Origin of the sequence: Paenarthrobacter sp. AT5 (assembly GCF_032764245.1) — a bacterium.
Taxonomy (GTDB): domain Bacteria; phylum Actinomycetota; class Actinomycetes; order Actinomycetales; family Micrococcaceae; genus Arthrobacter; species Arthrobacter ureafaciens.
On record NZ_CP136441.1, the window covers coordinates 2,784,050 to 2,803,227 of the forward strand.

At 63.8% G+C, this 19,178-nt stretch carries 13 protein-coding genes; 4 read left to right on the forward strand and 9 right to left on the reverse strand.

The window, feature by feature from the left end:
- Positions 1-7: 7 nt before the first annotated feature.
- Positions 8-3,379 carry a ribonuclease E/G gene (locus RI444_RS12805; protein WP_207604536.1) on the reverse strand — a complete coding sequence of 1,124 codons (3,372 nt, stop codon included), beginning with the start codon at positions 3,377-3,379 and terminating at the stop codon, positions 8-10.
- Between the two features lie 476 nt (positions 3,380-3,855).
- Here RI444_RS12805 and RI444_RS12810 point away from each other — a divergent pair, with 476 nt between their 5' ends.
- Positions 3,856-4,527 (forward strand): vitamin K epoxide reductase family protein, encoded by a 672-nt coding sequence (locus RI444_RS12810; RefSeq protein ID WP_021470687.1) that lies wholly within the window; start codon positions 3,856-3,858, stop codon positions 4,525-4,527.
- A 93-nt stretch (positions 4,528-4,620) separates the two neighbouring features.
- On the opposite strand, the gene ndk is transcribed toward RI444_RS12810, so the two are convergent.
- Genes ndk through ileS form a run of 4 tightly spaced genes read right to left on the reverse strand, consistent with a single transcriptional unit; the run spans position 4,621 to position 10,199 of the window.
- Positions 4,621-5,037, reverse strand: coding sequence for a nucleoside-diphosphate kinase (ndk, locus tag RI444_RS12815; protein ID WP_021470688.1), 417 nt, complete (start codon positions 5,035-5,037; stop codon positions 4,621-4,623).
- A gap of 42 nt (positions 5,038-5,079) precedes the next feature.
- Entirely contained in the window at positions 5,080-5,532 is a 453-nt protein-coding gene (locus RI444_RS12820; RefSeq protein WP_062096981.1) for a DUF4233 domain-containing protein, read from the reverse strand.
- Between the two features lie 2 nt (positions 5,533-5,534).
- The gene (locus RI444_RS12825) at positions 5,535-6,896 is read right to left on the reverse strand and encodes a bifunctional folylpolyglutamate synthase/dihydrofolate synthase (protein ID WP_062096983.1); all 1,362 of its coding nucleotides are present in this window, start codon (positions 6,894-6,896) and stop codon (positions 5,535-5,537) included.
- A gap of 3 nt (positions 6,897-6,899) precedes the next feature.
- Positions 6,900-10,199, reverse strand: a complete 3,300-nt coding sequence (gene ileS / locus RI444_RS12830; protein ID WP_207604535.1) for an isoleucine--tRNA ligase — start codon at positions 10,197-10,199, stop codon at positions 6,900-6,902.
- A 328-nt stretch (positions 10,200-10,527) separates the two neighbouring features.
- Here ileS and RI444_RS12835 point away from each other — a divergent pair, with 328 nt between their 5' ends.
- Entirely contained in the window at positions 10,528-11,553 is a 1,026-nt protein-coding gene (locus RI444_RS12835; RefSeq protein WP_207604534.1) for an endonuclease/exonuclease/phosphatase family protein, read from the forward strand.
- 15 nt (positions 11,554-11,568) lie between these two features.
- On the opposite strand, the gene RI444_RS12840 is transcribed toward RI444_RS12835, so the two are convergent.
- Positions 11,569-12,336, reverse strand: a complete 768-nt coding sequence (locus tag RI444_RS12840) for an SDR family oxidoreductase (protein ID WP_021470694.1) — start codon at positions 12,334-12,336, stop codon at positions 11,569-11,571.
- Between the two features lie 73 nt (positions 12,337-12,409).
- On the opposite strand from RI444_RS12840, the gene valS reads away from it, so the two are divergent.
- Positions 12,410-15,031 (forward strand): valine--tRNA ligase, encoded by a 2,622-nt coding sequence (valS, locus tag RI444_RS12845; protein ID WP_021470695.1) that lies wholly within the window; start codon positions 12,410-12,412, stop codon positions 15,029-15,031.
- 381 nt (positions 15,032-15,412) lie between these two features.
- Positions 15,413-16,288, forward strand: coding sequence for an Fpg/Nei family DNA glycosylase (locus RI444_RS12850; protein WP_021470696.1), 876 nt, complete (start codon positions 15,413-15,415; stop codon positions 16,286-16,288).
- A 25-nt stretch (positions 16,289-16,313) separates the two neighbouring features.
- Here RI444_RS12850 and RI444_RS12855 read toward each other — a convergent pair whose 3' ends face one another.
- From RI444_RS12855 to RI444_RS12865, 3 genes are all read right to left on the reverse strand, one after another.
- A complete protein-coding gene (locus tag RI444_RS12855) occupies positions 16,314-16,943 on the reverse strand; it encodes a DsbA family protein (RefSeq protein ID WP_021470697.1) in 630 nt (209 codons plus the stop codon).
- Between the two features lie 82 nt (positions 16,944-17,025).
- Entirely contained in the window at positions 17,026-18,315 is a 1,290-nt protein-coding gene (clpX, locus tag RI444_RS12860; protein WP_021470698.1) for an ATP-dependent Clp protease ATP-binding subunit ClpX, read from the reverse strand.
- Positions 18,316-18,497: 182 nt separating this feature from the next.
- Positions 18,498-19,157, reverse strand: coding sequence for an ATP-dependent Clp protease proteolytic subunit (locus RI444_RS12865; protein WP_021470699.1), 660 nt, complete (start codon positions 19,155-19,157; stop codon positions 18,498-18,500).
- Positions 19,158-19,178: the final 21 nt, after the last annotated feature.

The window sequence follows — 19,178 nt, forward strand, 5'->3', positions numbered from 1 at the left end:
TGCCTGTTTACAGCTCCGACGCCGGAACACCCACCCCCAGGATGATCGGCTCCGATGCTGGAGTTGGCTTCTTTGCCGGCTCAGCCGGCGCCTTCGCTTCGTGCGAGGTCCCGCCACCTGTGGCGGCCCGAACGTCGTGGTGCTCAACGTTGGTCTCGTTGGCAGCACCCTGGGCCCTGCTGGCACTGCGGTTCCGCCTGCCGCGCCGGCCCCGGTCGCCGGACCGGGACTCCACGGGTTCAGTACCAGCGGACGTGGCTGGCAAGGCGTCGGCGCTCACGGGTGCGTCAGCAGATTCAACGTTCCCGGGCGCGTCCTTCTCAGACCCGGCAACCTCAGACCCGGGGACAACCTCAGGTGTGCCGCCCAAGTGCGAGAAGGCCTCAGCCAGCAGATCCAGGCTCATGGCGGGCTTCTTGATAGGTTCGTCGTGATGCTCCACGAAGGGCAGAGCCACTTCCTCTCCGCCGAAGCGCAGTACCGGAGCCGGACGGCCCTCCCTGGCCGCAGTTTCTGCCGGGGTGGTGCCCTGCGTCTGCCCGCCCTGCGCAGGGGCCTGGGCGGCATCCCCTTGGGCAGGAGCGGACTGCGCAGGAGCCTTCCGGGCAGGATCCGCTTGAGCGGGACCCGTCTGGCCTGCTTCCGCCTTGCCGGCGGCGCGGGCTGCTTCCTCGGCGCGGTGCACCTCGTCATCGTGCAGGTGTGCAGCGTGCGCAGCAGCGGCGATCGTCGCCAATGCGGCCCGGGTAGCCTCTGCCTTGGCTTTCTGGGCGGGATCCACAGATTCAGCCGGAGCGGGTGCCGTCGGGGCAGCGGCCGGCTGGACCGGCGTCGTAGCTTCCGGTGCCTGGTTGCCGCCCTTGCCGCGGCGGCGCTTACGCTCACTGCGCTGGGACGGCTGCTGGGCTTCGGTGTGGGACCGGTGCTGCTCGGCAGCCACCACGTTGGCGCGGCGGTGTTCCACGGGCTCGTCGTGCGTCACCACGCCGCGGCCGGCACAGTGCTCGCATTGCTCACCGAAGACCTCCAGCAAGCCTGTGCCCATGCGCTTGCGCGTCATCTGGACGAGGCCCAGGGACGTCACCTCCGCCACCTGGTGCTTGGTGCGGTCGCGGCCAAGGCACTCCACCAGCCGGCGCAGCACCAAGTCCCTGTTGGACTCCAGGACCATATCGATGAAGTCGATGACGATGATGCCGCCGATGTCACGGAGGCGGAGCTGGCGAACTACCTCTTCGGCCGCTTCCAGATTGTTCTTGGTGACGGTCTCTTCCAAGTTGCCGCCGCTGCCGGTGAACTTGCCGGTGTTGACGTCCACGACAGTCATGGCCTCGGTACGGTCGATCACCAAAGAGCCGCCGGACGGCAGGAAGACCTTGCGTTCCAGAGCCTTGTGGATTTGTTCGTCAATGCGCCAGGCAGCAAAGATGTCCTGGTCCTTGGTCCACTTTTCCAAGCGACCCACCAGGTCAGGTGCAACGTACGTAACGTAGGCCTCAATGGTGTCCCAGGCTTCGTCGCCGGAAACAATCAGCTTGGAGAAGTCTTCGTTGAAGACGTCCCGAACCACCTTGATGGTGAGGTCCGGTTCGCCGTACAGCAGCTCCGGTGCGAGCACCTTGGTTGAGGACGCCTGGCTCTCGATGCCTTCCCACTGCGCCCGGAGGCGGTTGATGTCGTGGGTCAGTTCCTCTTCCGACGCGCCTTCGGCGGCCGTGCGGACAATCACGCCGGCGTTCTCCGGCAAACGGTCCTTCAGGATCCGCTTGAGGCGGTTCCGTTCGACGTCGGGCAGTTTCCGGGAGATTCCGGTCATGGAACCGCCCGGGACATAGACGAGGTAGCGGCCCGGCAGGGAGATCTGGCTGGTCAGACGCGCACCCTTGTGACCCACGGGGTCCTTGGTGACCTGCACCAGGACGGAGTCTCCGGACTTGAGCGCGTTCTCGATCCGGCGCGGTTGGCCCTCAAGGTTCACCGCGTCCCAGTTCACCTCGCCGGCATAGAGCACCGCATTGCGGCCGCGTCCAATGTCGACGAACGCTGCCTCCATGGACGGCAGGACGTTCTGTACTTTGCCCAGGTAGACGTTTCCGATAAGGGAGTCCTGCTGGGTCTTGGAAACAAAGTGTTCAGCCAGCACGCCGTCTTCCAGGACGCCGATCTGGATTCTGTCATCGCGCTGGCGGACGATCATCTGGCGGTCGACGGACTCACGACGCGCCAGGAACTCGGCCTCGGTGATGACCTGGCGGCGGCGACCGGTTTCGCGCGATTCGCGGCGTCGCTGCTTCTTGGCTTCGAGCCTGGTTGAACCCTTGACGCTCGCCACCCGGTTGGAGGCAGCGGTCTCGGTGATGGGGCGGGGCGCCCGGACCCGGGTGACCGTGTTGGGCGGATCGTCATCCGATCCGCCGGTCAGTTCAAGGTCCTGGTCCCCCCGACGGCGCCGACGGCGACGACGCGAAGTGACGCCCTCTTCCAACGCCTCCGCAGCGGGAGCTTCGTCGTCTTCGGTTTCGCTGCTGCCCTCGGCATCGTTGTCATCGCGTTCGTTGCCGCGGCGTCCGCGGCGTCCCCGGCTGCGGCGACGGCGGCGGCTGCCGGCATCTTCCGACTCAGCTTCACCGCTGGCCTCGGTTTCATCGTCGGCCTCGGCGTCTTTTTCTTCGGCCGGGCGGACAACAGCACTGAGGTCGGGCGCCTGGAAGATCATCGAGGTGATGGAGACCGGCTCAAGGAACAAGGAGGACGAACCGGCAGCGTCCGTTTCAGCCTGCTCCTCCGCTGTTGCGGCCGGAGCTTCCTGGCTGGTTTCTGCGACGGGCTCTGCATCCGTGGCACCGGCTGTGGCTTCGGCAGCGGCTTCGGCGCTTTCGGCCTGCTGAGCTTCAACCTTTGCTTTTGCAGTACGACGACGGCGGACCGGCTTTTCCGGTGCAGCCTCGGCTTGCGCTTCTGCGGGCTCAGCGGCGGTTGCTGCTGCGTCTGCGGCCTCAGCGGAAGATCCTGCCGGTTCTGTGGCCACTGCCGGTTCGGTGGTCTCTGCCTGCGCGTCCGGCGCAGGGGTCCCATCGAAGCCGGGAAGGGGCTCAGCAGGCTCAACCTTCTTGCGGGCACGGCTTCGACGTGCCGGAGCCTGCGCAGCTGGTTCTTCAGTAGCCGGTGCGCCGGCAGCGGCATCGGGGGCCTGGACAGCCGCAGCGGCATCGACAGCTTCTTCGGCGGTCACCGGCTCTGCCGCACTGTCGGCAGCTGCCTTGGCGGCAGTCTTGCGGGGCGCGCGGGCGGTCCTGGCGCGGGTGGTTTTCTTGGGCGCCTGCGCTGCTTCCGCGGGTTCCGCCCCATCATTTACGGCTACAACCTGGTCATTATCCATATGTGGCAACACTCCTGCCCCGGAAGCGCCGCCACATCCGGCACCCAATGGGGCAAATATTGTCAAAACCCGCAGGCGTTGACAGAAGTCAGTAGTATGCCTTCCGGTTCGCACCATCCTTGGGGTGCGGCAGCCCTGGAAGGCCAGTGCCTTGGTTCTAAAACCCGTTGTTCAGCTGCCACAACCAGGTGCCGTCCATTGTCATGGCGGGCCTGTAGCGGATCAGGCGATCCGTGCAGGCCCTGCTCATGCTGGCGGTCTTGGGAACAAGTCACCGGACCGGATGACGAATGTGGATCGGCTTCCGGCCATGTCCATTCTCTCACACCCCCGCACATTCACGGGGTAGGAACCGTGTCGCCTACCGGTTGTGGAAGGGAAAGCTGGGCGCAGGGTTCAGCATGCGGCGTTAGAATCCTCCAAAGAACCCATCCCGGCCAGACCGGGGCCACCCGTTGGAAGAGGATGCATCCGCGATGCCAAGCACTGCCAGGGGAAACCTGGACCACCACGCCCCGCCCCCTGCTGCCGGACCCGCACCGCACAGGGATACGCTGCCCGCAGCCGTACGGGACAAGCCGTTTGCCTGGCTGCTCCTGGTGACAGGCGTTGTCGGTTGGCTGGCCTCGGGGGCATTGGTGCTGGAAAAGCTCCAGGTGCTCCAGGACCCAAACCACGTCACTGCATGCGACGTAAATCCATGGGTCTCCTGCGGAACAGTGATGAAGACGTGGCAAAGTTCCCTTTTCGGATTCCCGAACATGTTCATTGGCATCGTCGCCTTCGCCGTGATCATCACCACGGCCATGGGAATCCTTGCCGGTGCCAGGTTTTCCCGGGGGTACTGGCTGGGCCTGCAGGCTGGAGTGACGCTCGGTTTCGCGTTCGTGGTCTGGTTGTGGTCGCAGGCTTTGTACGCGATCAACGTCCTGTGCCCGTTCTGCATGGTGGTCTGGGCAGCCATGATTCCCATGTTTGTGTGGGTCACCATCCGCAACATCAGCCACGGGGTCATTAAGGCGCCTGCCAGGCTGACCAAGGTGCTGGGCGATTCGGGGTGGATCATCGTGGCACTGCTTTACGTGGCAGTCATCGCGACGATCTTCTTCGCGTTCCTCCATGTTTTCGCCGGAACGTCCGGCTACTAAGCACTTTCTCAAACACCGCGGGATGACAGTTAAGGCCAATGTTCGTGATGAACATTGGCCTTAACTGTCATTTCGCTGTAGGTGCGCCAGGTCTTACTCGAACCAGATCTTGATCTCGCGCTCGGCAGACTCCACCGAGTCGGAGCCGTGGACCAGGTTCTGCTGGACAGCCAGTCCCCAGTCACGGCCGAAGTCGCCGCGGATGGTTCCGGGCGCCGCCGTCGTCGGGTCCGTGGTTCCCGCCAGCGAACGGAAGCCTTCAATGACGCGGTGGCCTTCAAAGACAGCTGCCACAACCGGCCCGCTCAGCATGAACTCAACCAGCGGCTCGTAGAACGGCTTGCCGACGTGCTCCTCGTAGTGCTGCTCCAGGAGCTCCCGGGTCGCGTTGACCTTCTTCAGCTCCGCCAAGGTGTATCCCTTGGCTTCGATCCGGGCGAGGATGGTTCCGCTCAGGTTGCGGGCGACGCCGTCGGGCTTGACCAGGACGAGGGTCCGTTCAATGCTCACAGTTGCTCCAATGTGGTTTCTTGGTGGGGTTTCCCTGCCAGTTTACGGGGTTGGTGCGCCGGGCTCGTCACGGTGCGCAGCATCCCACTCGGCCTGTTCACGGTCGCGCTGGGCAACCTCCCGGTCAATCCGGATACCCGTCCGGATGCCGTACCACCAGCAGATGGCGAACAGGATGCCCACAATGAACATCGTCGGTTCGGCCAAGCCCGTGAGGATGAGGACTATCTGCAGTCCCCAGCCCAGCCCGATGCCCCACGGCTTGGAGAGCACGGCGCAGGTGAGGACCAACACGACGCTCAGGGCAATGCCAACGCTGAGGATGATCGCGGGAGGAACCTCTCCCCGCTTCAGCCCGAAGACCACCAGCGTGCCGAAGAAGGCGACGAAGGCCTCCAGCAACAGCACGGTTGAACCGAACATCACTTTGGTGGAACGACGCTTCTTGGGCATGCCGGGACGCCACTCGCGTTGTGCCTTGGTCAGCTTGGCCATGGTCAGGCACCGGCCTTTCCGAGGAGGATACGGGCCTCGGCTACCAAGGTGATGGAGCCTGTCACGAGGACTCCCCCGGCAAGGTCGTCATTGGATTCCGAACGTTCGACCGCCCATTCGAGGGCGTCGTCGAGCTTCTCCGCAATGTGGACGTTCTCCTCGCCAAAACCGAGGTCGACGGCGATTTCCGCCAGTTCCGCCGCGGGAATCGCCCGGGGAGAGTTGGACTGCGTAAAGCAGAACTCCTCAGCCAGGCCGCCCAGTTGTTCCTGGAGTGTCTTGAGGATTTCCTCGGCGTCCTTCTCCTGGAGGATGCCGACCACCACCACGAGCTTGCTGAAACTGAAGGCCTCATGGATGGCCTCGGCAGAGACCTTGATGCCATCGGGGTTGTGGGCAGCGTCAACCACGATCGTCGGCGCGGTCCGCACTACCTCCAGGCGGCCCGGGGAGGTGACGTTGCCGAACGCTTCGCGGAGGACATCGGCGTTCAGCTCTTTCTCTCCCCCGCCGAAGAAGGCCTCCAGCGCGGCAACTGCCACCGCAGCGTTCTCCGCCTGGTGGGCGCCGTGCAGGGGAAGCAGCAGCTCCTCATACCGTCCAGCCAGTCCCTGGATTGTCAGCACCTGCCCGCCAACGGCCACGCTGCGGGATTCCACGCCGAATTCGACGCCCTCGAAACGGAACGGAACGTCCACTTCACGGGCCTTGTCCAGGAGCACTTGGGCGGCATCCACGGGTTGCGCGGCACTGACCAGGAAGCCGCCGGGCTTGATGATTCCGGCTTTCTCGTAGGCGATGTCCTCCGTGGTATCGCCGAGGAGGTCCGTGTGGTCCAGGGATATGGGCGTGATCACGGATACTTGGCCGTCGCCGACGTTGGTGGCATCGGTGATGCCGCCAAGGCCCACTTCGAAGACCGCAACATCCACCGGCTCATCGGCAAAGATCGCGAAGCCAAGGATGGTGACACACTCGAAATAGGTCAGGCGAGGCTGGCCCTCGGCGACGAGTTCGTTGTCCACGATCTCCAGGTAGGGCCGGATCTCGTCCCAAATCCTGACGAAGGTCTCGTCGGAGACGGGTTCGCCATTGATGCTGATGCGTTCGGTCACCTTGGAAAGGTGCGGGCTGGTGTACCGGCCGGTGCTGAGCCCGTGCGCGCGCAGTCCCGCCTCGATCATCCGGGCAGTAGAGGTCTTGCCGTTGGTTCCCGTGATGTGGATGATCGGAAAGGCCTTGTTCGGCTCGCCCAGGACCTCCATGGCACGGAACAGCGGAGCAAGGCGGGGTTCCATCTTGTTCTCCGGTGCGCGGCCGAGCAGTTCCGCATAGACGCTTTCGACCGAGAATTCGTCAGTCATGGATCAGGCCCCTGCCTTGGTTACTGTGACCCGCGGCTCGTCGGCGCCGGACACCAGCACCTCAAGCTCCAGGGTCAGGGTCTCAGTCTTGACGAGCCCGGCATTGGCCTGCAGCGCCTCAACCACATCCTGCTGCGCCTCCACCGTGGTCTTGATGCGGTCGCTCACGTTCAATCCGGCGTCCTTGCGCGCCTGCTGGATGGCACGGACCATGTCACGTGCCAGCCCTTCGGCAGCAAGCTCGGGTGTGACCTCGGTGTTGAGCACCACGAAACCGCCGCTCGGTAGAACGGCAGCCGCGGCAGCTCCGCCGTCGGGCGTTTCAGCCACGACGGTTTCGAGCGTGTACTCCTGGGGCTCCAGCTCGAGTCCACCTGCCACCACCACGCCGGCGTCGTTGACCGACCAATCGCCCGACTTGGAGCCCTTGATGGCCTGCTGGACGTTCTTGCCCAGGCGCGGACCGGCCGCACGGGCGTTGACCACCAGCTTCTGCTGGATGCCGAACTCTTCGGGCGAAGCCGCAGCGGTGTCCAGCAAGCGCACGGAGCGAAGGTTGAGTTCATCGGCGACGACGGCGGCGAAGCCTTCCAGCGCGTCAGCACCGGGTGCCACGACCGTCAGTTCCTGCAGCGGCAAGCGGACGCGCAGGTTCGCTGCCTTGCGCAGGCTGGAGCCGGTGGAGCAGATTTGCTGCACGCGGTCCATGGCCTCCACGAGCTCCGGGTTTGCCGGGAACAGCGCAGCGTCGGGCCAGTCGACCAGGTGCACGGAACGGCCGCCGGTCAGGCCGCGCCAGATCTCCTCAGTGACGAGCGGGAGCAGCGAGGCTGCCACCCGGCACACCGCTTCCAAGGCCGTGTAGAGGGCGTCGAACGCGTCAACGTTCTCGTCGAAGAAACGCTGGCGGCTGCGCCGGACGTACCAGTTGGTGAGCATGTCCAGGTAGCTGCGCAGCTCATCGCAAGCACCGGAGATGTCGTAGGTGTCCAGGCTTTCGGTGACGTTGCGGACGAGGTCGCCGGTGTTGGCCAGGAGGTACTGGTCAAGGGTGTCGGAGTATCCGTCGTAACGCAGCTTGGCATCGTAGCCCGAACCGCCATTGGCAGCGTTCGTGTACAGCGTGAAGAAGCTGTACACATTCCACAGCGGCAGGATGACCTGGCGGACGCCGTCGCGGATGCCCTGCTCGGTGACGATCAGGTTTCCGCCGCGAAGGATGGGGCTGGACATGAGGAACCAACGCATGGCATCGGAGCCGTCGCGGTCCAGGACCTCGGAAACGTCAGGGTAGTTGCGCAGGCTCTTGGACATCTTCTGCCCGTCCGAGCCCAGCACGATGCCGTGGCTGATGACGTTGCGGAAGGCCGGGCGGTCGAACAACGCCGTGGACAGGATGTGGAGCATGTAGAACCAGCCACGGGTCTGGCCGATGTACTCCACGATGAAGTCAGCGGGGTTGTGGGTGTTGAACCACTCCTCGTTCTGGAACGGGTAGTGCACCTGGCCGTAGGGCATGGAGCCGGAATCGAACCACACGTCCAGCACGTCTTCCACACGGCGCATGGTGGACTTGCCTGTGGGATCGTCCGGGTTGGGGCGGGTCAGTTCATCGATGAACGGCCGGTGCAGGTCCACCTGGCCTTCGTTGTTGACGGGAAGGCGCCCGAAGTCGGCCTCCAGTTCAGCCAGCGAGCCGTACACGTCCGTGCGGGGGTACTCGGGGTCGTCCGACTGCCACACGGGGATGGGCGAACCCCAGTAACGGTTGCGGCTGATGGACCAGTCGCGGGCGTTCTCAAGCCACTTGCCGAACTGGCCGTCCTTGACGTTGCCCGGGATCCAGTTGATGTCCTGGTTCAGTTCGGACATGCGGTCCTTGAACTTGGTGACTTCCACGTACCAGGAAGATACGGCGCGGTAGATCAGCGGGTTCCGGCAGCGCCAGCAGTGCGGGTAGCTGTGCTCGTAGCTGGCTTGGCGGACCAGGCGGCCATCGGCGCGCAGGACCTGGGTGATGGGCTTGTTGGCATCGAAGACCTGCAGGCCAACGATGCCCGCGAGCTCACCGTGGGCGAACAAAGGCAGGAACTTGGCGCCCTCGTCAACGGAGAGGACAACCGGGATGCCGGCCTCTTCACACACCTTCTGGTCATCCTCGCCGTAGGCCGGAGCCTGGTGGACGATGCCTGTACCGTCCGTCGTGGTGACGTACTCAGCCACCAGGATGCGCCAGGCATTCTGCGTACCGTACTTTTCGGCGTCGGCGAAGTCGTTCCACAACGGCTCGTACTCGAGGCCCGCCAACTGGGAGCCTGTGTACGTAGCGGTGACGGCGGCAGCCGCGGCAGCAGCGTCGTCGTACCCCAAATCCTTGGCGTAGGACGCCACAAGGTCAGCTGCCAGCAGGAAGCTACCCGTGACCGGCGCTTCGGCAGCAGCGGCCTTGATGCCGTTCGGGCCGGCAGGCAGGACTGCGTAGGAGATGTCGGGTCCGACGGCGAGCGCCAGGTTGGTGGGAAGCGTCCAGGGCGTGGTCGTCCAGGCGAGCGCCTGGACACCTGCGAGCGCCTGCGAGACCTCGGACTCCCCCGCCTTGATGGGGAACGTGACCGTGACGGTCTGGTCCTGGCGGTTCTTGTAGACGTCGTCGTCCATGCGCAGCTCATGGTTGGAGAGCGGGGTTTCGTCTTTCCAGCAGTACGGGAGGACGCGATAGCCGTTGTAGGTCAGGCCTTTTTCGTGGAGTTGCTTGAAGGCCCAGAGCACGGACTCCATGTATTCGACGTTCAGCGTCTTGTAATCGTTGTCGAAGTCCACCCAGCGGGCCTGGCGGGTGACGTAGGCCTTCCATTCGTTGGCGTACTTCATCACGGATGCCCGGCAGGCGTCGTTGAATTTGTCGATGCCCATGGCTTCGATCTGGGTCTTGTCCGTCATGCCCAGTTGCTTCATGGCTTCGAGCTCGGCGGGGAGTCCGTGGGTGTCCCAGCCGAAGCGGCGTTCGACGCGCTTTCCGCGCTGGGTCTGGTAGCGGCCTACGAGGTCCTTGGCGTAGCCGGTGAGGAGGTGGCCGTAGTGGGGCAGGCCGTTGGCGAAGGGCGGGCCGTCGTAGAAGACGAACTCGTTGCTGCCGGCTGTCCCCCCGGGAAGGTCGGCTTCGCGTTGGTCGATGCTTGCCTGGAAGGTGCCGTCCTGGTCCCAGTATTTGAGGATGCGCTCTTCGATTTCCGGAAATTTCACGGAGGCGGACACGCCGTGCGTGCCGGAAGGCGATGCTGAGGCCTTGGGGTAGTGGGTCATCTCATATCCTGGTGATAGCTGGTTGACTGTCAGGATGCGAGGACGGCTCCCATGCTGCTTTTTCGACAGCGCAGGTACCGCGGTACCACCTCACTTACCGGAAATGAATTCCCGGCCGCTCATTACTGCTGTGACGGGCTTACCCGTCCGGTTCTACTGGGCACTGTTGGCTGTGGGCTTGCAGTGCCGTTCTTCCGGAAGCTCACCGGTGATGGCCGGGTCAAAGCTGCTTCCATCAGTCTAGCGGCAGCGAAGCCCCATGCTCCACTTGAAGGTTCATCCCTTGGGAGGACCGTGTTTGCCGGAGCCGCTGCATAGACTCGACCGCATGACTGAAGCTGCTGCCCTGCCGGTTGTCCGTTCCCGGCGGCCGGGGGCGCCGCGTGTTTGGACGGTATTGGCGCTGCTGGTGGTGTTGCCAGTGGTGGTTCTGTCGGTTTTCCGTGCTGTCCCGGCAGAGTGGCCGTTACTGGTTGTTCAGTTGGTGGCGTTCACGCCGTGGCTTGTGGTGCCGGCGGGGCTGGCGCTGATGCTTGCTGTGGCCGGCCGGCGGGCTTGGGCGGTGCTCACGACGGCGGTTGTGCTGGCGGTTCAATTGTTCTGGCTGTTTCCGTTGGACTACGGCCGTCCGGAAGCCCTTCCGGAGGGACGGCAGGCGGTTCCGGTGACGGTCATGACGCTCAACTCGGAGTTCGGCCAGGCTGATGCGGATGAGGTGGTTCGCCTGGTCCGGGAGAAATCCGTCCAGGTGCTGGCAGTGCAGGAGTTCTCGCAAGCCTTGCAGGACCGGCTTGAGCAGGCCGGGCTGCCCAGGACTTTGCCGCACTTGGTCAGCGATCCAACCGGCGACGCCGCTGGGAACGCCGTGTACTCGGTGTTTCCCCTTGAGTACGCCGGCCGCTTGCCGGACTCACCCTTCCACATGCCAGTGGTGAGGGTAGACGCGCGCCTGGACGGACTCAGGGCAGCTTTCACCCTCACGAGTGTCCATACCCTGCCGCCTGTGGACGAGCGGCTGGCACAGTGGCGAAGCAACCTCGAGGCGGCCGCCCGGCAAGCCGGAGCTGCGGGCCGGCAGGTTTTCATGGGTGACTTCAACGCCACGTACGATCACCGGGAATTCCGCGACTTCCTGGCTTCCGGACGTGACGGGTCAACCTTGGTGGATGCGGGTGTGGCGTCGTGGGGTCGTCTTTCCCCCACGTGGCCCATGGAAGGTCCGGCCCTGCCCGGCATTGTCCTGGACCACGTGGTCACTACTCCACAGATCAGCAGCACCGGCTACGCAGTGCACAGGGTTGCGGGGACGGATCACGCTGCCCTTGTGGCTACGCTGCAGGTCCCTGCCGGGTAGCACTGCCCGGCTCAGCTAGTTTTCTTTGCGGATGAGCTTGTGGTTGGCGGCCTGGGCCACCGGACGGACGGTGATGTGGTCAAGGTTGATGTGGTGGGGCAGGGATACCGCGTACTTCACGACGTCCGCTACGTCCGCCGCCGTCAACGGCTTCTCCACTCCGGCGTAGACCTTGGCCGCCGCGTCCTTGTCCCCCAGGCGGTTCAAGGCGAATTCCTCGGTCTGGACCAGGCCGGGCGCTACCTCGATGACCCGGACGTTGTTCGCCACTTCTTCAAGCCGCAAAGCATTGGTCATGGCGTGTTGGGCGAACTTGGCTGCGTTGTAGCCTGCGCCGCCTTCGTAGGCCGAAAGCCCCGCGGTGGACGTCAGGTTGAGGACAGTGCCCTCGCCCGTCGCCCGAAGCATGGGCAGGAAGGCCCTGGTGATCTTCATGGTTCCCAGCACGTTGACCTGGTACATCCATTCCCAGTCCTCTGTGCTGGCGTTGGCAATGGTGTCGGCCCCGCGGGCGCCCCCGGCGATGTTGATGAGCGTGCCTGCTCCCCCGGTGTCAGCCACGGCGGCAAGGAGGGCCGCGACGTCGTCGTCACTGGTGACATCGGCAGCGAACGGCACTGCCCCTGTTTCGGCGGCCAGCGCCTCGAGGCGTTCGGCGCGGCGGGCCACGGCGAAGACCTTCCAGCCATCGGCGGCGAGGGTCCGCACCGTGGCCTCCCCGATGCCCGTGCTGGCGCCCGTTACTACTGCGGTTTTGTTCTGCGTCTGTGCTGCCGAAGTCATGGGACCACCCTACAGAGCGATCCCGCCGCAGCCGAAGGCAAACTGTAACGGCGGACCATGAAACAATTGAGCCATGGCTGAATCAACGCAGGGTACAGACACGCCCGCCACCGCCCCGATCAACGTTCCCGACAAGCCGGCCCTTGAAGGCCTGGAGGCTGCCTTGACGCAGCGCTGGCTCGCGGAAGGAACCTACAAGTTCAACCCGGACACCACCCGGGAGCAGGTCTACTCGATCGACACTCCCCCGCCCACCGCATCCGGCTCGCTGCACGTGGGACACATGTTCTCCTTCACCCAGACGGACGTCCAGGCCCGCTACATGCGCATGACGGGCAAGAACGTCTTCTACCCCATGGGCTGGGATGACAACGGCCTGCCTACGGAGCGCCGCGTCCAGAACTACTACGGTGTGCGTTGCGATCCCGCCATCCCCTACAACGCCGATTACCGGCCACCTGCCCAGCCGGCCAAGAACCAGCGCGATTTCGACGTCGTTTCCCGCCAGAACTTCATCGAACTGTGCGAGGAACTCGCCGTCGAGGACGAGAAAGTCTTCGAGAACCTTTTCCAGACCCTTGGCCTGTCCGTTGACTGGAACCTGACCTACCGGACCATCGACGACACCTCCCGCGCCGTATCCCAGCGTGCCTTCCTCGCGAACCTCGCCGCCGGTGACGCCTACATGGCAGAAGCCCCTACGCTGTGGGATGTCACCTTCCGCACGGCTGTGGCCCAGGCCGAGCTCGAGGACCGGGAAGTCCCGGGCGCCTATTACCGTTACCCCTTCTTCACCGAGGACGGGGAAAAGATCTTCATCGAGACCACCCGTCCCGAACTCCTGGCCGCCTGCGCCGCGTTGGTGGCGAACCCCGACGACGAGCGCTACCAGCCCTACTTCGGCAAGACGGTCACGTCTCCGCTGTTCGACGTCGAGCTCGAAGTCAAGGCCCACCCCCTCGCCAAGGCTGACAAGGGCTCGGGCATCGCCATGGTCTGCACCTTCGGCGACCTCACCGATGTCACGTGGTGGCGCGAGCTGCAGCTGCCCACCCGGGCCATCATGGGCCGCGATGGCCGCATCATTGCCGAAACCCCCGAGTGGATCACCACCGAGGCAGGCAAGGAAGCCTACGCCGCCATTGCCGGCAAGACGGCGTTCTCCGCGAAGGAAGCCGTCGTGGAACTCCTGAAGGCCGCGGACCTCCTGGACGGCGAGCCCAAGAAGATCACCCACCCCGTGAACTTCTTCGAAAAGGGCGACAAACCCCTTGAGGTCGTCACCTCACGCCAGTGGTACATCCGCAACGGCGGCCGCGACGAGGACCGCCGCGAACGCCTGATCGCCCGCGGCCAGGAAATCAACTTCCACCCGTCCTTCATGCGTTCCCGGTACGAGAACTGGATTGCCGGCTTGAACGGCGACTGGCTGGTCTCGCGCCAGCGGTTCTTCGGCGTGCCCATCCCTGTGTGGTACCCGCTGGATGCCCAGGGCAACCCGGACTATGACAACCCGGTCCTGCCCTCCGACGACATCCTTCCCGTGGATCCTGCCGCCGACGCCGCCCCGGGTTACGACGAGTCGCAGCGCGACCAGCCGGGCGGCTTCACCGGTGACGCGGACGTCCTGGATACTTGGGCCACTTCTTCGCTCACCCCGCAGATCGTTGGCGGCTGGAGCCGGGACGAGGACCTTTTCTCCAAGGTCTACCCGTTCGACCTCCGCCCCCAGGGCCACGACATCATCCGCACCTGGCTCTTCTCCTCCGCTGTCCGGGCCGATGCCCTGCAGAAGAGCGCACCGTGGAAGCACGCCGCCATTTCCGGATGGATCCTCGACCCGGACCGGAAGAAGATGTCCAAGTCCAAGGGCAACGTGGTGGTACCCACCGATGTGCTCAACGAATACGGCTCCGATGCCGTGCGCTACTGGGCCGCTTCCGCAAAGCTCGGCGCGGACACCGCCTACGAGATCGCCCAGATGAAGATCGGGCGCCGCCTGGCCATCAAGCTGCTCAACGCCTCCAAATTCGTCCTCAATTTGGGAGCGACCGAGAACTCCGTGGTCTCCTCCGATCTCTCGGTCCTGACCAACCCCTTGGACCGGGCGCTCCTGGCGCAGCTCGCCGACGTGGTGGCCCAGTCCACCAAGGCGTTCGACAACTACGACTACGCCCGCGCCCTCCAGATCACCGAATCGTTCTTCTGGCAGTTCACGGACGACTACGTCGAGCTCATCAAGGACCGCGCGTACGGAGCGGCCGGCGACGCAGAGCAGGCCTCCGTTTTGGCGGCCCTGGCAACCACGCTCGATTCCCTCCTGCGCCTCTTCGCCCCCTTCCTGCCCTTCGCCACCGAAGAGGTGTGGAGCTGGTGGCGGACCGGTTCGGTTCACCGCGCAGCCTGGCCGGCAGCCTTGGAAATCGCCGACGGCGACACCACCATGCTGGGCACGGTCGGCTTGGCGCTCAGCGGCATCCGCAAGGCCAAGTCCGAGGCCAAGGTCAAGCAGCGCACCGAGGTGCTTTCAGCCTCGATCACGGCCAACGAGATGCTTATTGCACAGCTGAAGGCCGGTTTGGGCGACTTGAAGGCCGCCGCCAACGCCCAGGAGATCAGCCTCCAGTCGGGTGAAGGCGACCTGGCTGTCAGCGACGTTGTCCTGGCCCAGCCGGAAGAAGCGCCGGCCACGTAAACAGGCAGCGGCGTCGTAGCCGGTTGCAGCCCAGCAGTTTTCGGGCAAAGGGGAAGCCCCATCAGCGTTTTGCCGTTGGTGGGGCTTCGACTTTTCGGCTGTCCGGTGACGGCTTGACAGTCTGGCGGAATCCTTGGAATTTCAGGTCGTCCTACCACGTCACTGGTAGCTTGTTTCCAACTTTGCCAAAGGCTGCGTTGGTCGCAATCACTGAATCTTCGGTTTCCGTGTCCAGCTTCTTTCGAAGTTGGTAAGAACTATTGTTGTCCCGCGTTTGGGCTTGCGCAAGGCCTTCGCGGGAACTACAGGATTGTAGTTTCCGGGATCGTTCCAGACTCGCTGCCGGGATCATTTCCACAGTGTTTGTGGCAGAGTTATGCCATGCCGGAACTGCCCGAAGTGCACGGCCTGTGCACCTACCTGGACACCCAACTTCGCGGAGCCGAACTGACGGGCGTGCGCATCAACTCCATTGCCGCGCTCAAGACTGCGGATCCTCCGTATTACGCCCTTGAGGGCCGCACGATCGAAGGCGTCCAACGGTTCGGCAAATTCGTGTGCCTCGACGCCGGCGGCATGTTCTTCGTGTTTCATTTGGCCAAGGCCGGATGGGTCCGCTACACCGAGCACCCGTCATCTGCAGCCCTGCGCATGGGCAAGAGCAACATCGCTGCGCGCTTGCTGTTCCACCGGCCAGCAGATGACACCCACATCGGGTTGGACCTGACGGAGGCCGGAACCAAGAAGAGCCTCGCAATATACGTGGTCCGTGATCCGCAGGACGTTCCAGGCATCGCCAGTCTGGGGCCGGAACCGCTCAGCCCGGATTTCGACGTCGACGCCCTGGCGGCGATCGTCCGGTCCAGTTCCCAGCAAATCAAGGGCCTGCTGCGCAGCCAAAGTGTCATTGCGGGAATAGGCAATGCTTACAGCGACGAGATCCTGCACGCCGCGAAGATCTCACCTTTCGCCATCGCCAAGTCCTTGGACGAGGAGCACATTTCCAGGCTCTACGACGCCATGCAGGAGGTCCTGGTGAGTGCGGTGACCGCTGCCTCCGGCAAGCCGTCGAGCGAATTGAAGGACACCAAGCGAAGCAACTTCCGGGTTCATGCCAGGACCGGCCAGCCCTGCCCCGTGTGCGGGGACGCAGTAAGGGAGGTGTCCTTCGCGGACACCTCCCTGCAGTATTGCGCTACCTGCCAGACCAACGGCAAGATCCTTGCCGACAGGAGGACCTCACGGTTCCTGAAGTAGCCGGGGGTGGCTGGTCAACCGTGAGCTAGTTGAATTCAGGACTTTCAGTGCGGCTCCGCTTGAGCTCGAAGAAATGTGGGAAACCAGCCAAGGCCACCGTGGCGTCCCAGAGCTTGCCCGCATCTTCGCCGCGGGGAATCCGGGTCAGTACCGGGCCGAAGAATGCCGTCCCATTGAAGGCAACCACAGGCGTTCCCACGTCCTGGCCCACCAGTGATATCCCGGCCTCGTGGCTGGCCCGCAGTTGGGCATCGTATTCGTCGGAATCGGCAAAGCGGGCCAGTTCCGCCGGTAGGCCCACTTCTGCCAGTGCTTTACGGATCACGGACGGGCGGTCCTTGTTGCCCTCATGGTGGATTTCTTCGCCCATGGCGTCGTAGAGGGGCTTGACGTATTCACTGCCATGGAGTTCCTGCGCAGCGATGATCACCCGCACAGGACCCCAGCTCTGATCCATCAGCGCCCGGTAGTCTTCCGGCAGATCGCGGCCTTCGTTCAGCACGGAGAGGCTCATGACGTGCCATTCGGTCTCGATGCCGCGGACCTGTTCAACCTCGCCGATCCAGCGGGAGGTGATCCAAGCGAAAGGGCATGCGGGGTCGAACCAGAAGTCGGCTTTGTTGACTGCTTGATCTGTCGATGTCTTTTCAGGCACAGGAAACTCCTCGGAAGGGTGAAAACGGCACGCGGAAACGTGAGATGCGGAGGATCAACCTCCTGTGGGCTGCAACCGGCGCTTACGCCGACTTATTCCGGCGCTTGGCCACGACGTCGTGGGCGATCATGGTCGGCTGCGCCTTCTTGGCCACGACATCGGCGGTGATGACCACCGTGGCGATGTCGTCGCGGCTGGGGAGATCGAACATGACGGGAAGCAGGACTTCTTCCATGATGGCCCGCAGTCCGCGGGCTCCCGTCCCGCGCTCCAACGCCTGGTCCGCAATCGCATCCAAGGCGTCGTCGTCGAACTGCAGCTCCACACCGTCGAGCTGGAACATCTTTTGGTACTGCTTGACCAAGGCGTTCTTGGGCGTGGACAGGATCTGGATCAATGCCGGCCTGTCCAGGTTGGACACCGTGGTGATGACGGGAAGGCGACCAATGAACTCAGGGATGAGGCCGAACTTCAGCAGGTCCTCAGGCATGACCTCCCCGTAGGAGTCCACGTTGTCCCGGACCTCGTTGAGCTGGGCTCCGAAGCCTATGCCCTTGCGTCCGGACCGCGAACCGATGATGTCCTCCAGCCCGGCAAAAGCACCGGCCACGATGAAAAGGACGTTCGTGGTGTCGATCTGGATGAATTCCTGGTGCGGATGTTTGCGACCGCCCTGGGGCGGAACCGAGGCCACGGTGCCTTCAAGGATCTTCAGCAGTGCCTGCTGCACGCCCTCGCCGGACACATCGCGGGTAATCGAAGGGTTCTCGCTCTTGCGGGAGATTTTATCGATCTCGTCGATGTAGATGATTCCCTGCTCAGCCTTTTTGACGTCGTAATCCGCAGCCTGGATGAGCTTGAGCAGGATGTTCTCAACGTCCTCGCCAACATACCCGGCCTCGGTCAGGGCCGTGGCGTCGGCAACGGCAAAGGGGACATTAAGGCGGCGGGCCAGGGTCTGGGCCAGGTACGTCTTGCCGCAGCCCGTGGGGCCGATGAGCAGGATGTTGGACTTGGCGATCTCCACGTCCTCGTGGTGGGCGCCGTCGCCAAGGCTGCCACTCTTGGGGGCGTGGCCTGCCTGGATCCGCTTGTAATGGTTGTAGACAGCCACGGCAAGGGAACGCTTGGCCGGTTCCTGGCCAATGACGTACTCCTGGAGGAAATCGAAGATCTCCCGGGGCTTGGGGAGTTCAAAGCTGCCCAAGTCCGAAACTTCAGCCAGCTCTTCTTCGATGATCTCGTTGCAGAGCTCGATGCACTCGTCGCAGATGTACACGCCGGGCCCGGCAATCAGCTTCCGAACCTGCTTTTGGCTCTTTCCGCAGAAAGAACACTTCAGCAGATCCGTGCTCTCGCCAATCCGAGCCATGTGGGAATCCCTTCGTTGCATACGGGTGATGCGGCTCCGCGCCGTACTCAAGTGTGCGGCCTTGCCGCGGTTGGCACCACCGTGACTTCTTCCACTCTAGGTCACAATGTGCCGCTTGCGTGGAAACAGAACGCCGGTGCGGTCCATATTTCGCGAACCGCACCGGCGTCGATTTCCGTGTGCTACCGGGCGATAGCCTGGGGCTTGATCTTCCGGGAATCCAGGACCTGGTCAATCAGGCCGTAGGCCCGGGCTTCCTCGGCGGTAAGGATCTTGTCCCGCTCGATGTCGTTGTTGACCTGCTCGGAGGTCCGACCGGAGTGCTGGGCCAGGGTGTCTTCCAACCAGGTACGCATACGCATGACCTCCGCTGCCTGGATTTCCAGGTCGGATGCCTGGCCGCCTTGGCCACCGGAGAGCGCCGGCTGGTGGATCAGCACGCGGGCGTTCGGAAGGGCCAGCCTCTTGCCCGGCGTGCCGGCCGCCAGCAACACAGCTGCGGCACTGGCAGCCTGGCCAAGGCAGACCGTCTGGATCTCCGGCCGGATGTACTGCATGGTGTCGTAGATAGCCGTCATGGCCGTGAACGAACCGCCGGGCGAGTTGATGTACAGCGTGATGTCGCGGTCCGGGTCGGTGGACTCAAGGACCAGCAACTGGGCCATGATGTCATCGGCCGATGCGTCATCAACCTGCACGCCGAGGAAGATGATCCGGTCCTCGAAGAGCTTAGTGTACGGGTCTTGGCGCTTGAAGCCGTAGGGCGTGCGCTCTTCGAACTGGGGCAGGACGTAGCGGCTGGTAGGAAGATTGCCGGCAGACCATCCGAAGTTGTAGTTCATGTCAATTGCTCCTGGTTTCAG

Coding starts and splice junctions, on each gene's coding strand:
- RI444_RS12835 (WP_207604534.1), top strand. CDS start 10,528: ATGACTGAAGCTGCTGCCCTGCCGGTTGTCCGTTCCCGGCGGCCGGGG.
- RI444_RS12810 (WP_021470687.1), top strand. CDS start 3,856: ATGCCAAGCACTGCCAGGGGAAACCTGGACCACCACGCCCCGCCCCCT.
- RI444_RS12805 (WP_207604536.1), bottom strand. CDS start 3,379: ATGGATAATGACCAGGTTGTAGCCGTAAATGATGGGGCGGAACCCGCG.
- RI444_RS12840 (WP_021470694.1), bottom strand. CDS start 12,336: ATGACTTCGGCAGCACAGACGCAGAACAAAACCGCAGTAGTAACGGGC.
- RI444_RS12850 (WP_021470696.1), top strand. CDS start 15,413: ATGCCGGAACTGCCCGAAGTGCACGGCCTGTGCACCTACCTGGACACC.
- RI444_RS12825 (WP_062096983.1), bottom strand. CDS start 6,896: ATGACTGACGAATTCTCGGTCGAAAGCGTCTATGCGGAACTGCTCGGC.
- ileS (WP_207604535.1), bottom strand. CDS start 10,199: ATGACCCACTACCCCAAGGCCTCAGCATCGCCTTCCGGCACGCACGGC.
- clpX (WP_021470698.1), bottom strand. CDS start 18,315: ATGGCTCGGATTGGCGAGAGCACGGATCTGCTGAAGTGTTCTTTCTGC.
- RI444_RS12820 (WP_062096981.1), bottom strand. CDS start 5,532: ATGGCCAAGCTGACCAAGGCACAACGCGAGTGGCGTCCCGGCATGCCC.
- valS (WP_021470695.1), top strand. CDS start 12,410: ATGGCTGAATCAACGCAGGGTACAGACACGCCCGCCACCGCCCCGATC.
- RI444_RS12865 (WP_021470699.1), bottom strand. CDS start 19,157: ATGAACTACAACTTCGGATGGTCTGCCGGCAATCTTCCTACCAGCCGC.